This window comes from Entomomonas moraniae (assembly GCF_003991975.1).
Taxonomy (GTDB): domain Bacteria; phylum Pseudomonadota; class Gammaproteobacteria; order Pseudomonadales; family Pseudomonadaceae; genus Entomomonas; species Entomomonas moraniae.
The window spans coordinates 2,393,708-2,417,013 of sequence record NZ_CP029822.1; the positions used below are offsets into that span (position 1 = coordinate 2,393,708).

Consider the following 23,306-nt stretch of genomic DNA (forward strand, 5'->3'; position numbering starts at 1 on the left):
TACTTGCAGTACCAGCTTTCGTTTAAGGAGGTGATCCAGCCGCAGGTTCCCCTACGGCTACCTTGTTACGACTTCACCCCAGTCATGAATCACTCCGTGGTAACCGGCCTCACGAGGTTAGCCTAGCTACTTCTGGAGCAACCCACTCCCATGGTGTGACGGGCGGTGTGTACAAGGCCCGGGAACGTATTCACCGCGACATTCTGATTCGCGATTACTAGCGATTCCGACTTCATGAAGTCGAGTTGCAGACTTCAATCCGGACTACGATTGGTTTTTTGAGATTAGCTCCACTTTACAGTTTGGCGACCCTCTGTACCAACCATTGTAGCACGTGTGTAGCCCTGGCCGTAAGGGCCATGATGACTTGACGTCATCCCCACCTTCCTCCGGTTTGTCACCGGCAGTCTCCTTAAAGTGCCCACCTTTACGTGCTGGTAACTAAGGATAAGGGTTGCGCTCGTTACGGGACTTAACCCAACATCTCACGACACGAGCTGACGACAGCCATGCAGCACCTGTGTTCCGATTCCCGAAGGCACTCTCGCATCTCTGCAAGATTCCGGACATGTCAAGGCCAGGTAAGGTTCTTCGCGTTGCGTCGAATTAAACCACATGCTCCACCGCTTGTGCGGGCCCCCGTCAATTCATTTGAGTTTTAATCTTGCGACCGTACTCCCCAGGCGGTCAACTTAGTGCGTTAGCTACGCTACTAAAATCTCTAGGATTCCAACAGCTAGTTGACATCGTTTACAGCGTGGACTACCAGGGTATCTAATCCTGTTTGCTCCCCACGCTTTCGCACCTCAGTGTCAGTATTAGTCCAGTTAGTCGCCTTCGCCACTGGTGTTCCTTCCTATATCTACGCATTTCACCGCTACACAGGAAATTCCACTAACCTCTACTATACTCTAGTCAATCAGTTTTGGATGCAGTTCCTAGGTTGAGCCCAGGGATTTCACATCCAACTTGATAAACCACCTACGCGCGCTTTACGCCCAGTAATTCCGATTAACGCTTGCACCCTTCGTATTACCGCGGCTGCTGGCACGAAGTTAGCCGGTGCTTATTCTGTTGGTAACGTCAAAGCAGAGTCGTTACTTCTGCCCTTCCTCCCAACTTAAAGTGCTTTACAATCCGAAGACCTTCTTCACACACGCGGCATGGCTGGATCAGGGTTTCCCCCATTGTCCAATATTCCCCACTGCTGCCTCCCGTAGGAGTCTGGGCCGTGTCTCAGTCCCAGTGTGGCTGATCATCCTCTCAGACCAGCTACAGATCGTCGCCTTGGTGGGCCTTTACCCCACCAACTAGCTAATCTGATCTAGGCTCATCCAATAGCGGTACAATAAAGCACCTTTCCCCCGTAGGGCGTATGCGGTATTAGCGCGAGTTTCCCCGCGTTGTCCCCCACTACTGGGCAGATTCCTAGACTTTACTCACCCGTCCGCCGCTCGTCAGCAGGAGCAAGCTCCCCTGTTACCGCTCGACTTGCATGTGTTAGGCCTGCCGCCAGCGTTCAATCTGAGCCATGATCAAACTCTTCAGTTTTAAATCTTTTGCTTCATAAGAAGCGAAAACGGCTCAGTAATTAATCGAAAACTCTATTCTATGACGAGTATTTCGTATTACTGATATCTTGTACCAGTACTACAAACACCCACACGATTTACTTGATTTATTTTGTTAAAGAACGGATAGTCAGGAATCAATCTTTTGTTTACTGCCTATCGAGGACGCGCATTATACACCCTCACCAATCCCCGTCAATACCTTTTTTTTATTATTTTGATTTAATTTTTAAAAACACTTATTTTCAATAAGTTATACTTAAACATTATAGATATGGTTTTATCTTCCATTGTTCATATTCTTTGATTGACATTATATTTTCTGACTTACTGTCTGTTTTCATGTTTATAAAAGCTTCTACATTGGCTTTATTTTCATTCGTGTACTTTATACTGGCTATATATATAGACTCATACCCTCCTCTCTTTTTTCATTTCGTTATTGATAATGCGGAGCATATAAGTTTCCATTTCTGCTACTTGTGCATTTCCTTGTGAAATCTTTTGCTTCTCATTTTCTAACCTTCCCGCAGCTGTATCGACATAATATTGCTGTACTATTTGTGCAACTGCTACATCTTCATTTTTTCTGTTTCATCTGATTTGTCCGAACATGCAATGTTATTAATATGAAGAATAAATAGCCTATTTGTTTTATCTATTTCAACGGTATAACCTCATTTCTCTTACTCTGTTTTTATACGATTGATTTATTTTGTTATTATTTTATTTATTTGTCATTACAGAGATAAGTTTCTTTATAATAGTATGTAGTTATAGTCTGTTATTTTTAGGTATTGTATGAAGATCATCATTTTGGGAGCTGGACAGGTTGGCGGCACTGTCGCAGAAAATTTGGCGAATGAGGCGAATGACATTACTGTTGTTGATTTAGATGCAGAACGTCTGACTAATCTAGGGGATCGTCTCGATATTCGTACCATCCAAGGAATGGCTTCATTTCCAAAAGTTTTACGGCAAGCTGGTGTAGATGACGCAGATCTATTAGTTGCTGTAACAAATAGTGATGAGGTAAACATGGTCGCCTGCCAAGTTGCTTATACCTTATTCCATACTCCAAAACGTATTGCCAGAATACGTAATGCAGCTTATTTAGATAAAGAAGAGCTTTTCAATGATGAGGCTATCCCTATTGATGTCATTATCAGTCCAGAGCAGTTAGTGACACATTATATTTATCGACTTATTGAATATCCAGGCTCCTTTCAAGTAATCGATTTTGCTGAAGGTAAAGCTCAACTTGTAGCAGTTAAAAGCTATTATGGAGGGGCATTAATTGGCCAGCAAATTCAACACATAAAAACACTTTTACCTCATATTGAGGCACGTATTGTTGCTATTTACAGGAATGATCGTCCCATCCTCCCTAATGGAGAAACTATCATTGAGGTGGGCGATATTGTCTTTTTTATTACTGCTAAAAGTAATGTTCAATTAATTATTAGTCTGCTACGACGTGCTGAACTTGCTAACAAAAAAATTGTCATCGCCGGAGGCGGTAATATTGGTGAGAGGTTAGCAGAGGTTATTGAGTCACGCTATCAAGTAAAAATTATTGAGCATAACCTCAGTCGCTGCAAAGAGCTTTCAGAGCGGCTAAATACAAGCATTATCTTACAAGGTAGTGTTTCTGATAAGGACTTATTGGTGGAAGAAAATATTTCAGAAGCAGATGTATTTTTAGCACTCACTAACGATGATGAAGCGAATATTATGTCTTCGTTACTGGCAAAACAATTAGGTGCTAAGAAGGTAATGACGATTGTTAATAATCCTGCTTATGTGGATCTGATACAAGCCAATACAATTGATATCGCCATTCATCCCCAGAGTATTACGATTGGTAGCTTATTGACTCATGTCAGACGTGGCGATATGGTCAGTGTTCACTCTCTGCATCAAGGTGTTGCTGAGGCAATTGAAGCAATTGCTCATGGTGATGAGCATTCAAGTAAAGTTGTTGGTAGAACTGTTGAAAGAGTGGCATTACCGCCCGGGGCAATTATTGGTGCCATTGTCAGAGGTGATGAAGTAATCATCGCCCATGATGATACTTTAATTCAATCAGAAGATCATATTGTTTTGTTGGTGGTCGATAAAAAATATATCTCAGATGTAGAGAGACTTTTTGAAGTCAACATTGGCTTCTTCTAGGTTTTTAATTCTAATTACAATATTAATTTTATTTAAAAGGATAATATAAAATGATTGCAACAACAACAGTTAAAACAGCCACACCTTCCAAATATATTAATCGACTTTGTAAGCATTTTGCCCATAAAGTCACTGTGCAGTATGATGATAATCAGGGTGAAGTGATATTTAATGTGGGTAAAGGACTAATTGCAAAAATGGCCGATGGGCTCATCATGACCGCAGAGGCAGATACTCAAGAAAACTTGGCGACTGTGATAGAGATTATGGATAGACACTTTGTCAGAGTCGCATGGCAAGAAGAGCTGACATTAAGCTGGACAAAGCCATCCGTATAAAATAAGGCCTTTTTATATAAAACAAAATCAAGGTATAAATCCTAACTATCGCTATTTAAAAATAATTTGGCATAGGGGCTAATAACCTAAACTGAAAACGTTATCTCCCTGGTAAAACCACTCAACATCTAATTAATGTTATTTAATCCGCACTAAAGTCGAATGTGTTCGGTCTCTATCGCTTGAATATAATAATAAATTCTACTCATAAAAGGAGTTTATCATGAAAAAAACACTCATAACTATTTTTTCAAGTTTGTTATTTTTATCTATATGCTTTGCTAACTACACACAAGCTAAGGTTGGGCTAGGTGGAACCACAAGCTATAGATACGGCCCATGGCAACTCGTTAATGCTGAAGTCTTTGGTAATATGTATACTTGCTATTGGCAGCGAGACATATATATAAATGGAGAAAAAATACCTAGCCGAGTACAAAAAACTGTGACTAATGATACTCAAGCCTGTAGGAAAGTTCCTTCTTAAAAAATATTCTCTCATATAGAGTTAGCCAACCCATTTACTTGGTTTGGCTTTTTGAATAATTATAAAAAGATTATCTATAACATTCCATTTTCTGCCATAGAGTAAGGTTCTCCTTCGCCGATCACTAAGTGATCAAATACCTTAACATCTATATAGGATAATGCCTTTACAATCGCATCTGTTAGAAGCTTATCATTATGACTAGGTTCTGTTGAGCCTGACGGATGATTATGGGTCAAAATGACAGCCGCCGCATTAAAATGTAAACATCTTTTGATAATTTGGCGGGGATAAACTGTTGACTCATTAACACTGCCATAAAATAAATTTTCATAGCCAATAACTTGGCACATACTGTCTAAAAATAGACAACCAAAAATTTCATGAGGCTCGTTTCGTAATTGAGCACATAGATAATCCTTGACTGTTTGCGGTTTATCCATAACAGATCCTTTTTGTAAGCGTTCTGCAAGGTGACGTTTACTCATTTCTAAAACAGCTTGTAATTGCGCATATTTAGCTTCTCCTAGCCCTAGATGAGTACTAAAAGAGACTAAATCAGACTCTAATAACGCACGTAAACTACCAAACTCGTTTAGAAGTTGTCTTGCTAAGTCTACAGCGCTTTTACCTTTAACACCCGTCCTTAAAAAAATGGCCAATAACTCAGCATCTGTTAATCGGCTAGCGCCTTGTGTCAACAGTTTTTCCCTTGGTCTTTCTGTGGCTGGCCAATCTTTAATACTCATGTTTCCATCCTTAAGGTGTTTTTGTTGTAATGCTTATAGTAAAATATTTCTATTGGAAAATAATCCTTATTTGTACTATTTTATATTAATCCATTCATTTTTATTATTTGAGAGTCCTATGACTACTGTTCGCACACGTATTGCCCCTTCCCCCACTGGCGATCCTCATGTTGGTACTGCCTATATTGCACTTTTCAATCTCTGTTTTGCTCGTCAACATGGCGGCGAGTTTATTTTAAGAATAGAGGATACGGATCAAGTTAGGTCTACGCGGGAATCGGAGCAACAAATTTTTGATGCTTTACATTGGTTAGGCATAGAGTGGGATGAAGGCCCCGATGTAGGAGGTCCTCATGGCCCATATAGACAAAGTGAACGCAGTGAGATCTATAAAAAATATGCGAATGAACTCGTGAATAATGGTCATGCGTTCCATTGTTTTTGTAGTGCTGAACGCTTAGACCAAGTACGTAACGAGCAAGCAGCAAGACAAGAAACTCAACGCTATGATGGGCACTGTATGCACCTTAGTAAAGAAGAGGTGAATACACGCCTAGCAAATAATGAGCCCAATGTTATTCGCATGAAAGTCCCCTCTGAAGGTATTTGTGCCGTTAATGATATGCTACGTGGTGAAGTTGAAATTCCTTGGGACCGCATGGACATGCAAGTCTTAATGAAAACTGATGGTTTGCCTACTTATTTTCTTGCCAATGTGGTTGATGACCACCTCATGGGTATTACTCACGTTTTACGTGGAGAAGAGTGGCTCCCCTCAGCACCAAAGCTTATCAAGCTATATGAATATTTTGGTTGGGAACAACCTGTACTTTGTTATATGCCTTTATTACGTAACCCTGATAAAAGTAAACTATCTAAGCGTAAAAATCCAACCTCTATTACCTTTTATGAGAAAATGGGCTTTTTACCTGAGGCATTACTTAATTATTTGGGCCGTATGGGTTGGTCAATGCCAGATGAAAGAGAAAAGTTCACTTTACAAGAAATGATCGAAAACTTTGATCTTTCTCGAGTTTCTTTAGGCGGGCCTATTTTTGATGTTGAAAAACTAGCATGGCTCAATGGGCAGTGGATACGTGAGCTTTCCGTAAAAGAATTTGTACAACGTGCGACTGATTGGGGTTTACTAAATCAAAGCAATTTTGAGAAAATTACTCCTCTATTACAAGACCGTGTTGAGGTTTTTAGCCAAATTATCCCATTAATTAGCTTCTTCTACATGGGTGAAATTCCACTAGATTTGAAACTATTTGAACATAAAAAACTATCGCCCGAGCAAGTTCGCCAAGTCATGCAATTACTTTTATGGAAACTCGAAAGTCTAAGGCATTGGGATAAAGACCATATCATGGACTGTATTCAATCCATCGCTAACTATTTTGAGCTAAAGCTACGCGATATTATGCCGTTGGTATTTGTCTCCATCACAGGGCAAAGTAGCTCAGTTCCTGTTTTGGATGCAATGGAATTACTAGGCCCTGACCTTTCAAGATTCCGTTTCCGTAAAGCATTAGAAGCATTAGGCGGTGTTTCGAAGAAAGAAACAAAAGCATGGGAAAAACTGCTCCCTTTAATTTCATGATAATAAAATTAAAGGGGCTTTATAGCCCCTTTAATTATTCTAGGTATTTTGCCGATAGCTGTTTAAATTTTTCATCACCTATAATCTCTATCACCTGTGATGTAAATACCTGTGGCAATGCTGACTGATACGAACCCGGTTCCAATACCAAAAGGTGTAAATAATTATCTAAGTTACGATATTTTTTATTGAGTGCAATATCCAACTCATTCCAAAAAGCTGCGCCTTTTATATAAAATAACGCATAATAAATAAAACTTTTCGTTTTCCAAAATTTTTTATCTATCTCATATAGACCTAACTTATTCAACGCATTTTTATTACTACGTTGCCACAGTAGCAAAGCTGTATTGTTTAAACGTCCTAAAGATAAGGATTTATAACTATAATAATCAGCCAAGCTTTCACAAGCCCACCGAGGAAAAGAAGAACACGGTACCAGTAAATGAACATACTCATGTAGCATGGTTTCTTGAAATCTTGGTTCCCAATTTTCAGCAAATCCTGCACCTTGCGTATAGTAATTAACTAATGCCATATGATCCTTTGCTGCTCCGCCTGTATCTTTTAAAACCCGATCATCTTGCCCTAGCATAATAACGGAAATGGGTCTCTCAATATGATCACCTAATTGATTAATAAAGACCTTATTTAAATATCGTAAGTTAGGTTCTAATTGAATCATTAGCCTACGCTTGTCAATTGATTCGGCTATTTTATCTGAATAGATTTCAAACTGTTTTCCCACCAAATTTACAGAAGTTGGAGTCTTACCCCAAACTAAAAATAGGAAAGGTTCTTTTATAGTAGGGAATGGCTCACAACGTTGCTGACCAATACAAACCACAGCTTTCGTTACATGACTAAAACGAGGAAAGTTTCGACTTTCAGACAAAATCCATTGCCCATTATTTAAATAATAATCCTCTCTTGATCTTGCGCCAATCCCTATCATTGATTGCTTTTTAACACCAATAATCCAATAAACTAATCGACAAATCTGAGGGCGGCCATAAGCAATGGGGGTATCGTTATCGGCACAAAAAAGCTGCTTATCTGGGCGTTCATCACCTTGATAAAACCTTGAACGGCTAACAGTGAAAGTACCAAGCTTTTCAGTGTTAACTTCTACTCTAATTTGTAATTGTGGATAAAACTCTTTTTGTAAAAGATAAGTGACTTCATTCAAGTTATTTGCTTTGGGTGCAATAGAAAAAAATACCCCTATTAATACCAAAAAAAACTTACCCTGCATAAAGTTCAATAATACATCCTTATCCTATTAATGGGTGTATTGCGAATGAATCTATTAACTAACAAAGGGTAACCATCGATAAGATAATTACCTTTTGTTCTTTACTATTTCTGCTTATAGCTTTTTAAGAATTTTTCTAGGCGTTTAATCGCTTCTTCTAAATCATCCACACGAGGTAAAGTGACTATTCTAAGATGATCCGGATGAATCCAGTTAAACGCTGTACCTTGTACTACAAGAATTTTTTCTTGTAATAAGAAATCCAATACAAGCTTCTCATCATTACGGATAGGATAAACCTTTGGGTCAAGCTTAGGGAAGGCATATAAAGCACCCATTGGCTTAACACAACTAACCCCTGGAATAGCGTTTAACATTTGCCATGTTATTTCACGCTGCTCATATAAACGACCGCCTGGTTTTACCAAATCTTGAATAGTTTGATAACCACCTAGTGCTGTTTGAATGGCGTTTTGTGCTGGTACGTTAGCACATAAGCGCATATTAGAGAGCATATTAATCCCCTCTATATAACCTTTGGCAGCATTTTTATTACCCGAAATAACCAACCAGCCAGATCTGAAACCAGCACTTCTATAAACTTTTGATAAGCCACCAAACGTGATAAACACAACATCATTAGCCAATGAAGCTGCAATGGTATGCTTAGCGTCATCGTAAAGAATCTTATCGTAAATTTCGTCAGAGAAAATAACTAAATTATGTTGTCTTGCGACTTCAATAATTTCTAGCAATAACTCTTTAGAATAAACAGCTCCAGTTGGGTTGTTAGGGTTAATTAATAAAATTGCTTTGGTGTTTTTAGTAATTTTTGACTTAATATCATTAACGTCTGGGAACCAATTCGCTTGCTCATCACAAAGATAGTGTACCGCTCTACCACCTGACAAAGTAGTGGCCGCTGTCCATAAAGGGTAATCGGGCGCAGGAATAAGCACTTCATCGCCATTATTTAACAATGCTTGAAGAGACATCACAATGAGTTCAGAGACCCCATTACCAATATAGATATCTTCAACTGTAACGCCTTCTACTAAATTTTGTTGGTAATATTGCATTACCGCTTTACGCGCGCTAAACAGCCCTTTAGAGTCACAATAGCCTTGCGCTAAAGGAAGATTTTTTATCATGTCTTGCAACATTTCGACTGGTGCTTCAAAGCCAAACGTTGCAGGATTACCAATATTTAACTTTAAAATGCGTTGGCCTTCTTCTTCTAAACGCTTTGCATGTTCTAAAACAGGCCCACGTATGTCATAACAAACATTAGCCAATTTATTGGATTTTTCAAAAATCATATAATTATCTCTTCGATGACAATTAGTAAGTTTAGCTCTACAAATTTATTGAGTAGAATTTATTTATATCATACGACTAGATAAAGTAATAAGAAAGTATTCTTTACTTTTTTAGCGTATAATTAAAAAATTATTTTTTAGCTATGTATCAATATAAAAAACAATGACTCCTATTCAACATTATCAAGCTGATCTGAAGCGCCCTGACTTTGCTAAAGATGCTGCTCAAGAAAACGCTGTAAATCACTTACAACGACTTTATGACGACTTGATCACTGCCCACAATAAACGTAACTCACTCATCGGAAAGCTCTTTCAAAAAAATAAGCCTGTCAAGGGGCTCTATTTTTGGGGAGGCGTTGGGCGTGGAAAAACATACTTAATGGATATCTTTTATGATGCCCTACCTTTCTCTGAAAAAATGCGTACTCATTTTCACCGCTTTATGAAACGTGTACATGAGGACTTAACGGAACTAAAAGGCCATAAAAATCCATTAACACTCATCGCTGATCGTATAGCTAAAGAAGCACAAGTGATTTGTTTTGATGAGTTTTTTGTTTCTGATATTGCCGATGCAATGATCTTAGGCACATTATTTGAAGAGATTTTCAAACGTGGGGTTTCTCTAGTTGCCACGTCTAATATTGAACCAGAAGGGCTCTATAAAGATGGTCTACAACGTGCCCGTTTTTTACCCGCAATAGCCCTTTTACAAGAAAACACAGAAGTCATCAATGTAGACAGTGGTGTTGATTATCGACTACGCGTACTCGAAAAAGCTGACTTATATTATTACCCAAATGATGAGAAAGCAGAACAACATTTAGCTAAAACATTCGAAGGGCTCGCTACAGATCCATCAGCGATTAAGGAAAACATTGATCTCAATATCGAAAATAGAATAATCCATGCCAAAAAAACTTGCAGTAACGCAGTATGGTTTGAGTTTAGAGAAATTTGTGATGGGCCTCGAAGCCAAAATGATTACATTGATATTGCCAAACTTTACAAAGCTGTGCTGATTTCTAATGTAGAACAAATGGATGCCTCTAAAGAAGACATCGCCATTCGATTTATCTATTTAGTGGATGAGTTTTATGATCGTAACGTAAAACTTATTTTATCTGCAGAAGTTTCACTAGAAAATATCTATGTGGGCACTCGCTCTGAATTTGCCTTTCAACGTACGCTTAGTCGCCTATTAGAAATGCAATCTCAGGAGTTTTTAACAAGAGCGCACAAAGAGTCTTAATAACTACGCAAATACTTACTCCCAAGTATTTGCGGCTAACCATTGCCGTAATAATGCAGTGGTTGCTTCAGGGAGTTCAAGCGGTGGTAAATGCCCACAGTGCGGTAATAAATGCAATATGGCATCAGGTATTGCTCTCACCATCTTCATTGATTCAGCAGAGGGTGTTAATTGATCTTCCTCCCCTACAATAACTATTGTTGGTACCTCAATTTTACTCAAAGTGGCAGTTGAATCTGGCCGATTTATAATGGCTGTTTGTTGTCTAATAAATACTTCTTTCCCTAAACTTGCAGCCATCCCCATAACCTCATCGGCAACGGGAGTATTTAATTTGTCTTTATAAATTAAGGTAGGTAATAATCTTGGCGTAACGCCTAAAAAACGCCCCTCTTCCGTGATACGTAACAGCCCTTTTCGCTTTTGTAACCTTTCAGGTTCATCAAGTCTAGCCATCGTATCGAGTAGCGCTAAACAAATAACACGCTCCGGCGCTTGGCGCATAATTTCAAAAGAAACATAGCCACCCATCGATAAACCTGCTAAAGCAAAACGCTCAGGTGCTTCTGCGAGTATTCGCTTCGCCATATTTTCAACAGAGTTATCTAAAGAAAGGTTTGCCACATACGGATCACAAATATCATTTAAATTCTCGACTTGGTGTTGCCACAATCTTTCATTGCACAATAGCCCCGGTAACATAATCAATGTCGGTTTTTTCTTATTTATCATCTAACTTCAACTTAGTCTTTTAGTGATATCAAATTATCTTATCATTATATCATTAGGTAAAAAGTCTTTATCGGCCACATAACTGGCTGTCAGAAATTTATCTAATGCTTGCAAATCTTCTGGGCTCAAAGTACCCACTACCTGCTTTAAACTTAGCACATCAAGAATATAACTATAACGTGCATCATTATAATTTCGAACGGCATCGTACAACCTACGTTGAGCATCTAACACATCAACAATATCATTAGTACCCGCCTGAAAACCAATTTTTGTAGCATCCACCGCACTTAAACTTGAAATAATAGTTTCTCTTAATGCCTTAATTTGCTCAATATCTGCATTAATTGCACGATGATAATCTGTTGTATTTTGGACAACTTTACGTCGTAGGCTTTCTTGCTCGTGCTCAGACATCATTAATGCTGAGCGCGCTTCACGTGCCTGTGACGACGTCATTCCACCCGAGTAAATGGGGACTTGCAACTCAACCCCAACACTACTCTGAGAAACATTAGCCCCATAACGAGCTGCTGTTGTCGCTGTGTTGGTAAAATTAAAAGCATCATTATCACCTCGTTTATAAGAAGCGACAAAATCAACCGTTGGTGCATGGCCTGATTTACGCTGTTTTACAGTTTCTTCAGCAGCAGTCACACCATAAAATCCTGCTTTTAAACTAATATTTTGCTCAATGGCTTTATCAACCCAAGCTTGGGCATTATTAGGAATGGGCGCCGTGATGGGTAATGTATGCTGTATACCTTTAACCGCATCATAATGACGATCTGTTAATGTTGTTAATGCTTGAAAAGCATCTTGTACACTTTTTTCGGCAGTTACTCGACTGGATCGGGACATATCATAAGCCGATTGAGCTTGTAAATAATTTGTCTTATCGGCTAGCCCTAGCTTAAAGCGCTCTAATGCCTCATCAGCTTGACGTTTATACGCTTTCTCTTCTGCCTTTGTTGCAGCCAAATCATCTTGTGCTTGTAGAATACTAAAATACACTTGAGCGGTTTGTAAAATAAGCTGTTGCTCTGTAACAGCAAGATTTAATTTCGCTTGCTCATCTGTAGCGTATGCGGCTTGTAACTGGAACCATCTATCGACTCGAAAAATTGGCTGAGTTAGACTAACACCATACTCATAAGAGTTGCGCCGCATTGTATTAGGTGGTTGATCGAGTGCTGTCCGTGTATTTTTATAATCAGCACTACCTGAAATTTGTGGTAATAAACCAGCTTTTGCTTGCGGAACGACCTCTTGCTTAACCTCATATTGAGCTTTAGCAGCCGCTAAGTCTGAATTATTATCAACGGCATCATAATAAACACTGAGCAGCCCAACTTTAACAGTTGGCTTATCAACGTTATGATTGCCCGCCATAGCATTCATGCTAACAGCAAAAACAATACTGCTTATAATAGAAATCCGACTGAGTAACCTCATATCTATTCATCTCAATAAATACTACTATCTTTTATATTAGATATAACCACTAATACACTATAAATGACTAATAAAATAACTGCATATCTTCTTTAATTGAGCAGTCAATATTATAGAGATTATAAAGACAAATTAATTCAAAAGAACAAATAAAAAAATACCCTGACAATGCAGGGTATTTTTGATGATTAACGCTAAAGCTAATTACTTAGCAGCAGGTTGTACTTGTTCAACAGTTACTTCTTCTTGAGGAACTTCAACTTGCGCTTCAACAGTAGCATCTACACGACGGTTCATCGCGCGACCTTCTTTTGTTGCATTGTCAGCAATAGGATCATTCTCACCATGACCAACAGCTTGTACACGGTTAGCTTCAACACCATAAGTATCTACAAGTGCATTACGTACAGCGTCAGCACGTTCTTGTGATAATTTTTGGTTATAAGTTTCAGAACCTACAGAGTCAGTATATCCATCAACAACTGTTGTTGTTTGTGGGAATTGTTTCATGAAGTCAGCAACTTGTTTGATATCATCATAGCTACCTTCATTGATTGTTGCTTTATCAAAAGCGAACTTAACATCTAACTGAACACGTAGTGTTTCAACAGCAGGAGGAGCTGGTTGAGCAGCAACAATTACTTCTTCTACTGGCTCAACTTTCTTACTACCACCGAAGTTAAAGCCTAGAGCACCGGCTAACATGTACTCACCATGGTGATTACCTAAACCGTACATACCGTCTACACCAGCACGTGCATAGAAGTTATCAGTGAAGTATAACTTAGCACCTACACCTAAATTTAGGATAGTGTCACGATTACGACCATTGTAATGTTTAACAGTTGAGTTGCTGATAGATTGGTATGCAACCCCTGTAGAAATGTAAGGACGAACCCAATCACCTGGCTCACCAAAGTGGTAGTAAGCATCTAAAGAGCTTAAAGAACCTTTAATATCTTTACGACCAGTTTTGCCTAATGCAGCATTCACTTCTTGCTCACCACGGATAGCATGGTATTCACCATATGATAAAGCAAGTTCAACATCATCTGTTAAAAAGTAACCTAAACCGCCACCATATAATTGACCATTACCCATGCCACGATCACTGTCTGTAAAATAACGCTTTACAAACACTTCACCTTCAACAGAACCTTTACCTTGAGCAAATACGCTAGCAGAGGTTACTGCAATTAAAGAACCAGCAACAAGGGCTAAACTTTTTTTCATTTTCATCATTACATCTCCCATTTAATATGGACTATCTTGCAAATATATAAACTTGAACTTTACATGCATTAATTTTAACAGAGTTCTCGTTAATGCTATTATCAACCCTCAATTCTGTCATGTAACGTTCAGGAAAGTCGGCCATAATTAATCTTAAGTATAATAAAAGCTTACTCAAAATCACTTATTCAACGCCATTTTTACTACCATGCTCCAAGTTATTACAGTGACTGATACTCAAAGCCTTATATAACAACTATATTATTGTCGCCCTGAATGCCCAAATCCACCGATGCCTCGTTCAGTTGCTGTAAACTCATCAACAAAGTCGAATGTAGCCTGCACAACAGGCACGAGGACTAACTGAGCAATACGTTCCCCTACAGTGATAGTAAAAGGTTTATCTCCACGATTCCAACAAGACACCATCAGCTCTCCTTGATAATCTGAATCAATTAACCCCACTAAATTACCCAATACAATGCCATGTTTATGCCCCAAACCTGAACGCGGTAAAATCATAGCAGCTAACGCAGCATTAGCGATATAAATCGATAATCCTGTGGGGATTAAAATAGTTTGCTCAGCCTCAAGCACCGTATCTTGCTCAAGCATGGCTCGTAAGTCAAGCCCAGCAGAGCCTTCTGTGGCATAAGCAGGCATAGGAAAATCTTTACCTAATCGTTTATCAAGAATTTTTGTTTGTAATTTATACATGATGAGTCTCTTTCAAATAATACGATGTAATCAGTTCCATCAGCCGCCGTGCAATCTTAGCTTTGCTCGTCAACGCTAAACGCGTTGTATTTAACTCTCTATCGACTAAAGTAATCATATTATCATCACTATTAAAGCCGATGGCTGGATTTGAAACGTCATTGGCGACAATTAAATTCAAATTTTTTGCTTTTAGCTTCTTTTCAGCATATTCCAACAAGTTCTCTGTTTCAGCCGCAAAGCCTACACAAAAAGGTCTGTCTTCTCTTGCCGCGATGGTAGCTAGAATATCAGGATTACGCACAAGTTCTAACAATAACCCCTGCTCGTTATCCGGTTGTTTTTTTAACTTTTGCTTAGCGACAACTTGTGGACGAAAGTCTGCTACCGCGGCTACCGCAATAAAAATATCACTAGGCATGACAGATTCACAAGCCACTAACATGTCTTGTGCACTCACTACATTAATTCGCTCAACACGATCAGGGGTAGCTAAACTAACAGGGCCACTAATTAGAATAACCTCGGCCCCTTCTTCAACCGCAGCTTCAGCTAACGCAAATCCCATTTTTCCTGAACTATGATTAGTAATATAACGAACAGGGTCTATATTTTCTTGTGTAGGCCCCGCCGTAATCACCACACGCTTCCCCGTTAAGGCTTTTGTTGTAAAACTATTGGCGATATGCTGGGCAATCACGATGGGTTCTAACATACGACCTGGGCCAATATCACCACACGCTTGTTCACCACTATCAGGGCCAACTATTAAAAAACCACGAGTTAATAGTTTATTCACATTCTCTTGCGTCACTAAATCACGCCACATCGCTTGATTCATTGCCGGTGCTAACATCACCTTCGCATCAGTGGCTAATACGAGCGTCGTCAGTAAGTCATTCGCCTGACCTGCTGCTAAACGGGCTAATAGATTAGCCGTTGTAGGGGCAATAATAACCAGATCAGCCCATCGTGCTAGTTCAATATGCCCCATTGCTGCTTCAGCGTTTGGATCTAATAAATCAACATGCACAGGGTTACCTGACAAAGCTTGCAATGTTAAAGGCGTAATAAATTCACAACCCGCTCTAGTCATCACTACCTTAACATCAGCGCCTTGTTCTTTTAACTTACGAATTAACTCCGCACTTTTATAAGCGGCAATACCACCACCCACGCCCAAAACAATACGTTTATTGTGTAATCGCCGCATGATATTCTCTCAACTTAGCTACTCACAGATTATTTAAAATTGTTTATTATATTAACATAATTGGCTTTCTTAAATATTATCCTGTCATCGTACTATCCATAGATGGATGATGTTTTTAAGCAATCAATAAAACTTTTTTGCAATTTCGTTACAGGACGGTCTTTCAGCGTTAATAGAAAAAGTGAACGTGATAATGTTTTAAATTGTGGTACTTTAAAAATCTTGAGCTGTTTTAGGCTCACAAGATCTTGTACAATACACAAAGGCAATATCGCAACGCCAGCACCACAAGCAACCATTCTAGCAATGCCTTCGTTACTTGCGATAGTTAGTCGATCTCTAGGATGAATAGCTAATCGCTCTAACATCTTTTCCGTCACAAGGTATGTACCTGATCCCTGCTCTCTGACCAACCATTGTTGATTAACCAAATCTTCACATGAAAAACTGGCATCAGGATGTGTAATAACAACTAACTCTTCGTCTTGCCAAACCTCTTTCACAATACGAGGATCGACCACATCCCCTTCAACCAATGCCAAGTCTATATGGCAATCAATTAATGCCTGCCACATAGACTCTGTATTCCCCACCTCGATCCTTACATCAATACCAGGATATTGTTGATGGAATCGTGTCACATAATCAGCAATCCAATAACTCGCAATGGTACTACTTGCCCCTACAGCTAACCTTCCTTGCTTTAACTCAACACGCGATTGCAAATCATCAATTGCTACCCGCTCTAAAGAAAATATAGCACGTGCATGTTCAAATAAAGCCTCACCATCTGACGTTAATTTAATGGCTCGACGCCGTTTAACACCTACTAAACCTCGCTCGACCAATACCAAATCCAGTTGATTTTCCAATTCTTTAATGGCTTTTGAAACCGCAGGCTGACTGATAAAGAGCCTCTCTGCCGCTCTCGAAAAACTTTGGCTTTCCACAACGTGATAAAAAATACGGACTAGATGCAAATTAAGATTCATAACTAAAATTCATGTATTTATAAAAAATATATATTTTATTCATGATATATATTGTAATAAGCTTATGTCAAATAGTTTTAAGGAAGTAAATACCGATGTTACATGACTATAAAATAACCCATAACGTTGAACACATAAAAATAAACCATTTTTGGTTAGGACTTGTTTTAATTGCAGCTATTGCTTGCGCTAGCGAATACCTTGCTACCCTTTCAGTGATTAACACATTAGGATTAAGCGCATTAACCATCGCTATTGTATTAGGTATCGTGATTGGCAATACATTTTTCGGAAAAATAAGTACTTATACAGATACAGGTGTAGATTTTTCTAAAAATAATCTGTTGCGCTTAGGGATTATTTTTTATGGTTTTAGAATTACCTTTCAACAAATTAGCTCTGTAGGTTTAGAAGGGCTATTTACCGCTATTATCATAGTTGCCAGTACTTTTACCTTAGCACTCTTTTTAGGAACTAAACTATTTAAACTAGATAAGCAAACGGTCATGCTCATTGGTGCAGGTAGCTCAATTTGTGGTGCCGCAGCTGTCATGGCTGCCGAACCTGTGGTAAAAGGGCAGGCGCATAAAGTTTCTGTTGCAGTAGCTACCGTTGTTGTATTCGGAACTATGGCAATGTTTTTATACCCTCTTCTTTTTCCTTACTTACACTTATCAGAGCAGGCTTACGGTGTATTTGCAGGGTCAACCATTCACGAAGTAGCTCAAGTTGTGGTTGCAGGTAACGCCATTAGCCCTGAGGCAGCTTCTGCTGCTGTTATTGAAAAAATGCTTCGTGTCATGCTACTAGCCCCATTTTTAATGGTATTATCTTTTGGTTTATCAAAAAAAGGCAAAAATGCCAATAAAACTAAAATCACAATTCCTTGGTTTGCTGTATTCTTTATCTTAGTTGTATTGTTTAACTCTTTAATCAGCTTACCAAGCCAAATGATCACACTCATTAATGGGCTAGATACTTTTTTACTCACCATGGCCATGGCCGCATTAGGTGTCAGAACAAGTCTTGGAGCAATCCGCCAAGCTGGCGCGAAACCATTATTGTTAGCAGGTAGTTTATTTATATTTTTGATTGTAGGCGGTTATGCAATTAACCTAGGTGTTCATCAGTTTTTTACACCATTAAGCCTATAATAATGATCAATTACCTGATCAACTGTCGGTAAATACTGGCCAAACTGTGTATATAACGCAGATCCTTTTGGCCAGTTTCTTAAAAACCGTGCACGATCTTTCGCATAAGCCCGCTGATATGAACGATTATTGTGATGTTGTTTTACTGCATCCAAATCAATAAGTACCCACTGCTGATTGACCCAAAATAAATTAGTTCCTTTTAAGTCACCATGGGTAATGCGCTGCGCAATTAAACAATCAAACAGAATACCTATCGCCTCTAACTCTACACTAGGCACTTCGCTTTGTTCATAACGTTTTAAATGTGTTAATAAATCAGGGCCCTCTAAAAACTCTGTTATCAGCCAAGCCCTACCACGCATGCCTTGAAACCGCTCTTCGATCAATGCTAATGGCTTCGCTGTAGGAATACCTAGCATCATTAACCTAAAACCTTCCTGCCAAGAATGCCAACCACGAGTAGGACGCCAAAAGCGACTCAACCTGTGTTTAAAACTTTTAATGTTATAACGCTTTAAGACAATGTGCAGACCATTAACCACGGTATCAACGACATTCGTCGTACCAAAGCCTTTAATAAAACGTCCCTTATCGATAAATTGGTCAGGATTAGCTAGTAAAGGGGCTAAGGTTGCCTCCTGTTGGCGAACAACACCATAAAAACCATTCAGCGTATTCCTTACACTGAACAGCGTACAATCACGACGAATTTTTTTTAGTATATTTTTTACTCGCCACTTCCTAATACTAACAATAGCTTTGTATAACTCATCAACCGATAAAGTTACAGTTGTATTGTATTGCTGATAATAACGAATGTACTCAGGTAATAAAGTGTCAATCTCAGGAGGTAATTGTGCAAAAAAAACGGCTAGATTATTGGTTACTTTATCTTTAGAAAGTGGATTCCCTGGCTTTTCAACCGAGACACCATCACCATCAATCCAATAAAGACAATTTTCTTTCGCTAGCAGATTATCTAAATGCAAATCTTCTTGCCATAATCCCTGTAAATGCAATATAGCAATGGAAGCTAACGCTTGTTGCAAAATATTCTGCTGTGCTGTTGAGCGTAACATTGATTCGCTTGCTAAGTGTCTCCATTGATAATCTAAAGTTTGACTATTTTCTAAATACTCAAAAAATAAATATCCCCCCTCATCATTCACATGATGGGCTAATAGTTTAGGAGTACTGATATGCTGTTGTGCTAATAAACTGACACCTTGTAACTCACGCGCGTAATGCTTTTTGGCCTTATCACCCACAAATAATTTAGCGAGGACTGTTTTCCCTAGCCAATCAGCTTTAGCGACATAACGGCGATTAGGCAAAACGCGCAACAATTGTTCTATAACCAATGACGATGTACTATCTAACTCGATAGATAAAGGCAACTGTATGTTTCGCCCAGCATGAGCAAGCTCTAATAGCCTCAAGCCCTTTGCTCCTTTACTCTATTACGTTTAATAATCCAAGTAAACCACTCCGTTACTAGAGGCGAATTCTCTGACTCTGCTAAATAGATACTCAAAAATAATCGGCACTCACTCTCTAGCCATTGTTTCTTAGTCCGTCTTATTAAAGTATCAATATCTTTTAAGCGATCACGTTTTCCATGTAATGCCCTTGTTTTTTCTAAATCAATAAGACAACTTTCAAATGCTGAGCCTGTTTGTTTTAAAAAAATATGCTTTGGATAAAAACACCCATGCAATACTTTTTTATCATGCAGTTTTTTTAATAATTTAGCGCAAGATTCTATTAACGCCCGTTGTTCATTTTTTGGCAAGGAATCCCATTCCTGCAGATAACTTTCTAAGTCTCGCCAACCATCCAAAGCATGTGTCATTAGAATAGCTTGCTTTTCCCCTAGAAGCTTTCGAGTAGCGAAGTACGCTGCTGTTACGGCAGGAATACCTAATGCCTGATAATGCTCTATATTACGAAATTCTCTCGCAAAAGTTGGCTCACCAAAAGGGGCTTTTAAAGAGCGTGTTAGGTGATTAGATTGGCGTTTTAGAAAGTAGCCTTTATCGCCTAATTTTAAATAGCTCACTGAGCTCCATCCACCCCGCTCATTATTAGGTTCATCAACACTCTCTAACTGTAGCGTCCACAAAGCTTCAAACGAATCTAAGCCATGCTCACTCAATAGTGCCCGATCTGCTGCTGCAATAAACTCGTTCATTCTCTACCTTCATAAAGCCGTACAATACTTCGTATTCTTTTTTTATCTTTATCGTTTAAACGATCGCGCCCACGGTATTGTAAGTAAAATCGTAAGCGTTGTGTTTGCGTTAAATGGTACTTGGCTACTTTATCCAGACATGCAAGATCTTTAATACGCCTAAAGGAAAACATATAGCCATACCAAAAAGAACCTGATGGGCAATCAATAAAAAATAATTGGTTCTTATCATCAACCAATAAATTGCGCCACTTCAAATCATTATGAGCAAAGTTATGGTCATGCATTTTGCGCGTGGCTTTAGCTAATTGTAAGCTAATGCTGTTAACCCAGTTGTAATCGTTCAACCGATGATCCGCATTAGCGACGATCATAGACAAATCAACTGTATTGGGGATTTCTTTTGTCACCATCGCGCCACGAGCAAATAAACCTTTGCTATCTCGCTCTAATCCAGAAGCAACAACCTCAGCAGTAGGGATACCCCATTTTTTGAAGCGTTGCATATTCTGCCACTCTCGTTTAATGCGAGGTTTACCCACATATCGCCGGATACCTTTACCTGCATCCCAATAACGTTTTACATAATACCTTTCGCCTTCAATCTCTACCCGTACCACTTCAGAAACACGGTCTTTTGTAATACGCTCACCTTCTTGAGAGAAAACAGCTTCTAAACTACCGAAATAGTTATTTAATGATTGATACTCTGGGTTTAACTTCCACTCAGCCATTAAATTGCCTCACCATACCTCTGCTTACGTTTATATAACTTTGCTGCTTTTTCATTAAGTTGAATAAATAGCTCGCTTTCTTCTTTAAAAATAGCTGATAGCGGCTTTTGAAAATAAATTTTTAAAAATCGTAATAAGTCTCGTTGTGTGAGTCCTATTTCTAACACAGAAAAATACAAGGCAGCTAAATCTTTATCGCGCCAACGCTTAGGTAAATGCTGCCGGATTTGCGCACGGTGTAAATCGATAACGGATAATTTAAACTGCTCGGGAGTTATCTCTGTATCTGTGTGTAATAAAAAATGACAAATATAGCAATCCCGATGATTAACACCTGCCCGATGCATTTTACCTACCATTTCTGCTACACGCTTAATAAATGCCCATTTTAACGTTGGCTGTGGCGGTTCTTTTACCCAGTTTAAACTGATATCCTCAAGACTTATCGTTGGTGCTAGTTCTTCAGTAATGATAAAAGAGTATTGTTTAGCAGGGTTTGCGCCACGCTCGCCAAACGCAACGGCCTTCATGGTATCAACCCCCACCGAAGTGAGTTTTTTAATCGCCTTTAACTCTTGCCCAGCCCCTAAAACAGGAAGTTTAGCAGTGATAAGATTTTTAAATATTTCAGCCCAACCGATACCCCGATGAATTTTAACAAAATACCCTTTACCATCTACCTCAGTCCGCAAGGTTCGGCGACCACTCAGTTCACGATAAACATCGCCTTTAAGTTTTTCCACTTCATCAAAAGGATCTTTTCCATTCCATAACCGTTTAAAGGGCTCATGCAACTCTAGTATCATGCTTGCACTCCCAAGATAATATCGGCTGCGCGTTCTGGCATACTATAGATATCTGCACTCTCTGCATAATTAAGGCCATTTTGTTGCCAACTCAAACGCGAAGAAGGGTTCGTTAACATCGATTGTAATGCTTGATTTAGTACCTGCTGATCAAAAGGGCTATCAACAACGACACCACAATTTGCTTCTTTTATATAATGGGCATAACCACACACATCGGTAACAAGTACAGGAAGCCCAGCAACCATGGCTTCTAATAAAATAGTTCCTGTATTTTCATTATAAGCAGGGTGGATTAACACATCAGCACCTAATAAAAAACGTGGAATATCACTACGCCCTTTTAAAATAGTGACCTGTTCGGACAAACCTAATTTCTTAATCATTAATAAAAAGCTACGTGGGTCATCTTGCCCGATAACAATAAACTTTGTTTTCTTCTTTAACTCACTGGGTAAACTAGCCAATGCTTTTAATGACCGATCAAGCCCTTTTGTCTTAAAGCCCGAGCCAATTTGTGTAATCAATAACTCATCATCTTTAATATGGAACTCTTGCCGAAAGGCTTGACGTATATCAGATGCATTACTAGGCGCTTTTCGATCGAGAGCAATACCTGGTGGTAACAAATGGAAACGTTCAGCTGGCGTTTGATAATGTTTCACAAATAAAGGCTGCTGCAATGCTGAAATCATTAGAATATGCGTTTTAGACTGAGGGCTAAAAACAGCATGTTCATACTCATAAAAATGACGATAACGGCCTGTTTTTTTATAAAACTTATGACGTAAATTTTGTGCTTTATCTTCAAAGCAAGGGTCTGCTGCGTAATACATATCTAAATCGGGCATCTTATTAAAACCGATGACTTTATCAACGGGTCGTTTCATCATATCGGCTTTAACCCAAGCTCTAAATTTCTCATTACGATTATGATTAAAAAATGCTTTCACCGGCGCGATTAATACCTCAAAACCATCTGGGATTTCACCCTGCCAAATCATGGTATAAACACGAATGCGGTGCCCCCTCTTTTGGCACTCAAGCGCAATCCGCATAAAATCACGCTGTAATCCACCAAAAGGAAAATATTTATACAAAATAAAGGCTAACTGCATTCATCACTCCAAAATACTGTTTAATATACTACATAACGTATTTTAATTTGTTTATGCTATCAATCATAACATTGTTTTATAGTAAAAATAATTCTGTATCTTTCTACCTGCCAAAAACACGCCATAGAATAGCCTAATGTAAAAAGTTATTGTCGAAACTAAAGATATTAACCTGCCTTTTAATATTCTAGGTATAATAAGCAGAT

20 protein-coding genes and 1 rRNA gene are annotated in these 23,306 nt (G+C 38.8%); 6 read left to right on the plus strand and 15 right to left on the minus strand.

All coding sequences use genetic code 11. The features are described from left to right. Window positions 1–23: 23 nt before the first annotated feature. Window positions 24–1,551 (minus strand): 16S ribosomal RNA (locus DM558_RS11145). An 821-nt stretch (window positions 1,552–2,372) separates the two neighbouring features. Between DM558_RS11145 and trkA the strand changes: the two genes are divergently transcribed. The 3 genes from trkA to DM558_RS11160 all read left to right on the plus strand — a co-directional run bounded on the left by trkA (window position 2,373) and on the right by DM558_RS11160 (window position 4,571). Continuing rightward, complete coding sequence (gene trkA / locus DM558_RS11150) at window positions 2,373–3,746, plus strand: Trk system potassium transporter TrkA (RefSeq protein WP_127164075.1); 1,374 nt, start codon at window positions 2,373–2,375, stop codon at window positions 3,744–3,746. A gap of 50 nt (window positions 3,747–3,796) precedes the next feature. Continuing rightward, the gene (locus DM558_RS11155) at window positions 3,797–4,084 is read left to right on the plus strand and encodes a DUF2218 domain-containing protein (RefSeq protein ID WP_127164076.1); all 288 of its coding nucleotides are present in this window, start codon (window positions 3,797–3,799) and stop codon (window positions 4,082–4,084) included. A gap of 223 nt (window positions 4,085–4,307) precedes the next feature. Further along, window positions 4,308–4,571, plus strand: coding sequence for a hypothetical protein (locus DM558_RS11160; RefSeq protein WP_127164077.1), 264 nt, complete (start codon window positions 4,308–4,310; stop codon window positions 4,569–4,571). Between the two features lie 74 nt (window positions 4,572–4,645). On the opposite strand, the gene radC is transcribed toward DM558_RS11160, so the two are convergent. Then, complete coding sequence (gene radC / locus DM558_RS11165; RefSeq protein ID WP_127164078.1) at window positions 4,646–5,320, minus strand: RadC family protein; 675 nt, start codon at window positions 5,318–5,320, stop codon at window positions 4,646–4,648. Window positions 5,321–5,438: 118 nt separating this feature from the next. On the opposite strand from radC, the gene gltX reads away from it, so the two are divergent. Then, complete coding sequence (gltX, locus tag DM558_RS11170; protein ID WP_127164079.1) at window positions 5,439–6,923, plus strand: glutamate--tRNA ligase; 1,485 nt, start codon at window positions 5,439–5,441, stop codon at window positions 6,921–6,923. A gap of 34 nt (window positions 6,924–6,957) precedes the next feature. On the opposite strand, the gene DM558_RS11175 is transcribed toward gltX, so the two are convergent. Continuing rightward, window positions 6,958–8,178, minus strand: a complete 1,221-nt coding sequence (locus DM558_RS11175; protein ID WP_127164080.1) for a hypothetical protein — start codon at window positions 8,176–8,178, stop codon at window positions 6,958–6,960. A gap of 104 nt (window positions 8,179–8,282) precedes the next feature. Continuing rightward, complete coding sequence (locus DM558_RS11180; RefSeq protein ID WP_109701630.1) at window positions 8,283–9,497, minus strand: pyridoxal phosphate-dependent aminotransferase; 1,215 nt, start codon at window positions 9,495–9,497, stop codon at window positions 8,283–8,285. A 163-nt stretch (window positions 9,498–9,660) separates the two neighbouring features. On the opposite strand from DM558_RS11180, the gene zapE reads away from it, so the two are divergent. Beyond that, window positions 9,661–10,752 carry a cell division protein ZapE gene (gene zapE, locus DM558_RS11185; protein WP_127164081.1) on the plus strand — a complete coding sequence of 364 codons (1,092 nt, stop codon included), beginning with the start codon at window positions 9,661–9,663 and terminating at the stop codon, window positions 10,750–10,752. A 15-nt stretch (window positions 10,753–10,767) separates the two neighbouring features. On the opposite strand, the gene DM558_RS11190 is transcribed toward zapE, so the two are convergent. The 6 genes from DM558_RS11190 to DM558_RS11215 all read right to left on the minus strand — a co-directional run bounded on the left by DM558_RS11190 (window position 10,768) and on the right by DM558_RS11215 (window position 17,094). Next, the gene (locus DM558_RS11190; RefSeq protein WP_127164082.1) at window positions 10,768–11,484 is read right to left on the minus strand and encodes an alpha/beta fold hydrolase; all 717 of its coding nucleotides are present in this window, start codon (window positions 11,482–11,484) and stop codon (window positions 10,768–10,770) included. A gap of 33 nt (window positions 11,485–11,517) precedes the next feature. Then, window positions 11,518–12,939 (minus strand): TolC family outer membrane protein, encoded by a 1,422-nt coding sequence (locus DM558_RS11195; RefSeq protein ID WP_127164083.1) that lies wholly within the window; start codon window positions 12,937–12,939, stop codon window positions 11,518–11,520. Between the two features lie 204 nt (window positions 12,940–13,143). Further along, window positions 13,144–14,178 (minus strand): OmpA family protein, encoded by a 1,035-nt coding sequence (locus DM558_RS11200; protein ID WP_127164882.1) that lies wholly within the window; start codon window positions 14,176–14,178, stop codon window positions 13,144–13,146. 255 nt (window positions 14,179–14,433) lie between these two features. Then, the gene (dut, locus tag DM558_RS11205) at window positions 14,434–14,889 is read right to left on the minus strand and encodes a dUTP diphosphatase (protein WP_127164084.1); all 456 of its coding nucleotides are present in this window, start codon (window positions 14,887–14,889) and stop codon (window positions 14,434–14,436) included. After that, window positions 14,882–16,102: a bifunctional phosphopantothenoylcysteine decarboxylase/phosphopantothenate--cysteine ligase CoaBC gene (gene coaBC / locus DM558_RS11210; RefSeq protein ID WP_127164085.1), complete on the minus strand. Its 1,221-nt coding sequence runs from the start codon at window positions 16,100–16,102 to the stop codon at window positions 14,882–14,884. Before coaBC ends, dut begins: the two co-directional genes overlap by 8 nt. Window positions 16,103–16,194: 92 nt before the next feature. Continuing rightward, entirely contained in the window at window positions 16,195–17,094 is a 900-nt protein-coding gene (locus DM558_RS11215) for a LysR family transcriptional regulator (protein ID WP_127164086.1), read from the minus strand. A 95-nt stretch (window positions 17,095–17,189) separates the two neighbouring features. On the opposite strand from DM558_RS11215, the gene DM558_RS11220 reads away from it, so the two are divergent. After that, complete coding sequence (locus DM558_RS11220; RefSeq protein WP_127164087.1) at window positions 17,190–18,248, plus strand: YeiH family protein; 1,059 nt, start codon at window positions 17,190–17,192, stop codon at window positions 18,246–18,248. Here DM558_RS11220 and DM558_RS11225 read toward each other — a convergent pair. Genes DM558_RS11225 through DM558_RS11245 form a run of 5 tightly spaced genes read right to left on the minus strand, consistent with a single transcriptional unit; the run spans window position 18,221 to window position 23,100 of the window. Beyond that, entirely contained in the window at window positions 18,221–19,690 is a 1,470-nt protein-coding gene (locus tag DM558_RS11225; protein WP_127164088.1) for a lipopolysaccharide kinase InaA family protein, read from the minus strand. The genes DM558_RS11220 and DM558_RS11225 overlap by 28 nt on opposite strands. Then, window positions 19,687–20,442 (minus strand): lipopolysaccharide kinase InaA family protein, encoded by a 756-nt coding sequence (locus tag DM558_RS11230; protein ID WP_127164089.1) that lies wholly within the window; start codon window positions 20,440–20,442, stop codon window positions 19,687–19,689. Before DM558_RS11230 ends, DM558_RS11225 begins: the two co-directional genes overlap by 4 nt. Further along, window positions 20,439–21,176: a lipopolysaccharide kinase InaA family protein gene (locus DM558_RS11235; RefSeq protein ID WP_127164090.1), complete on the minus strand. Its 738-nt coding sequence runs from the start codon at window positions 21,174–21,176 to the stop codon at window positions 20,439–20,441. The genes DM558_RS11230 and DM558_RS11235 overlap by 4 nt, the downstream gene beginning before the upstream one ends. Next, on the minus strand, window positions 21,176–21,982 hold the full coding sequence (gene rfaP / locus DM558_RS11240) for a lipopolysaccharide core heptose(I) kinase RfaP (RefSeq protein ID WP_127164091.1): 807 nt from the start codon (window positions 21,980–21,982) through the stop codon (window positions 21,176–21,178). Before rfaP ends, DM558_RS11235 begins: the two co-directional genes overlap by 1 nt. Further along, a complete protein-coding gene (locus DM558_RS11245; RefSeq protein ID WP_127164092.1) occupies window positions 21,979–23,100 on the minus strand; it encodes a glycosyltransferase family 4 protein in 1,122 nt (373 codons plus the stop codon). The genes rfaP and DM558_RS11245 overlap by 4 nt, the downstream gene beginning before the upstream one ends. Window positions 23,101–23,306 lie beyond the last annotated feature (206 nt).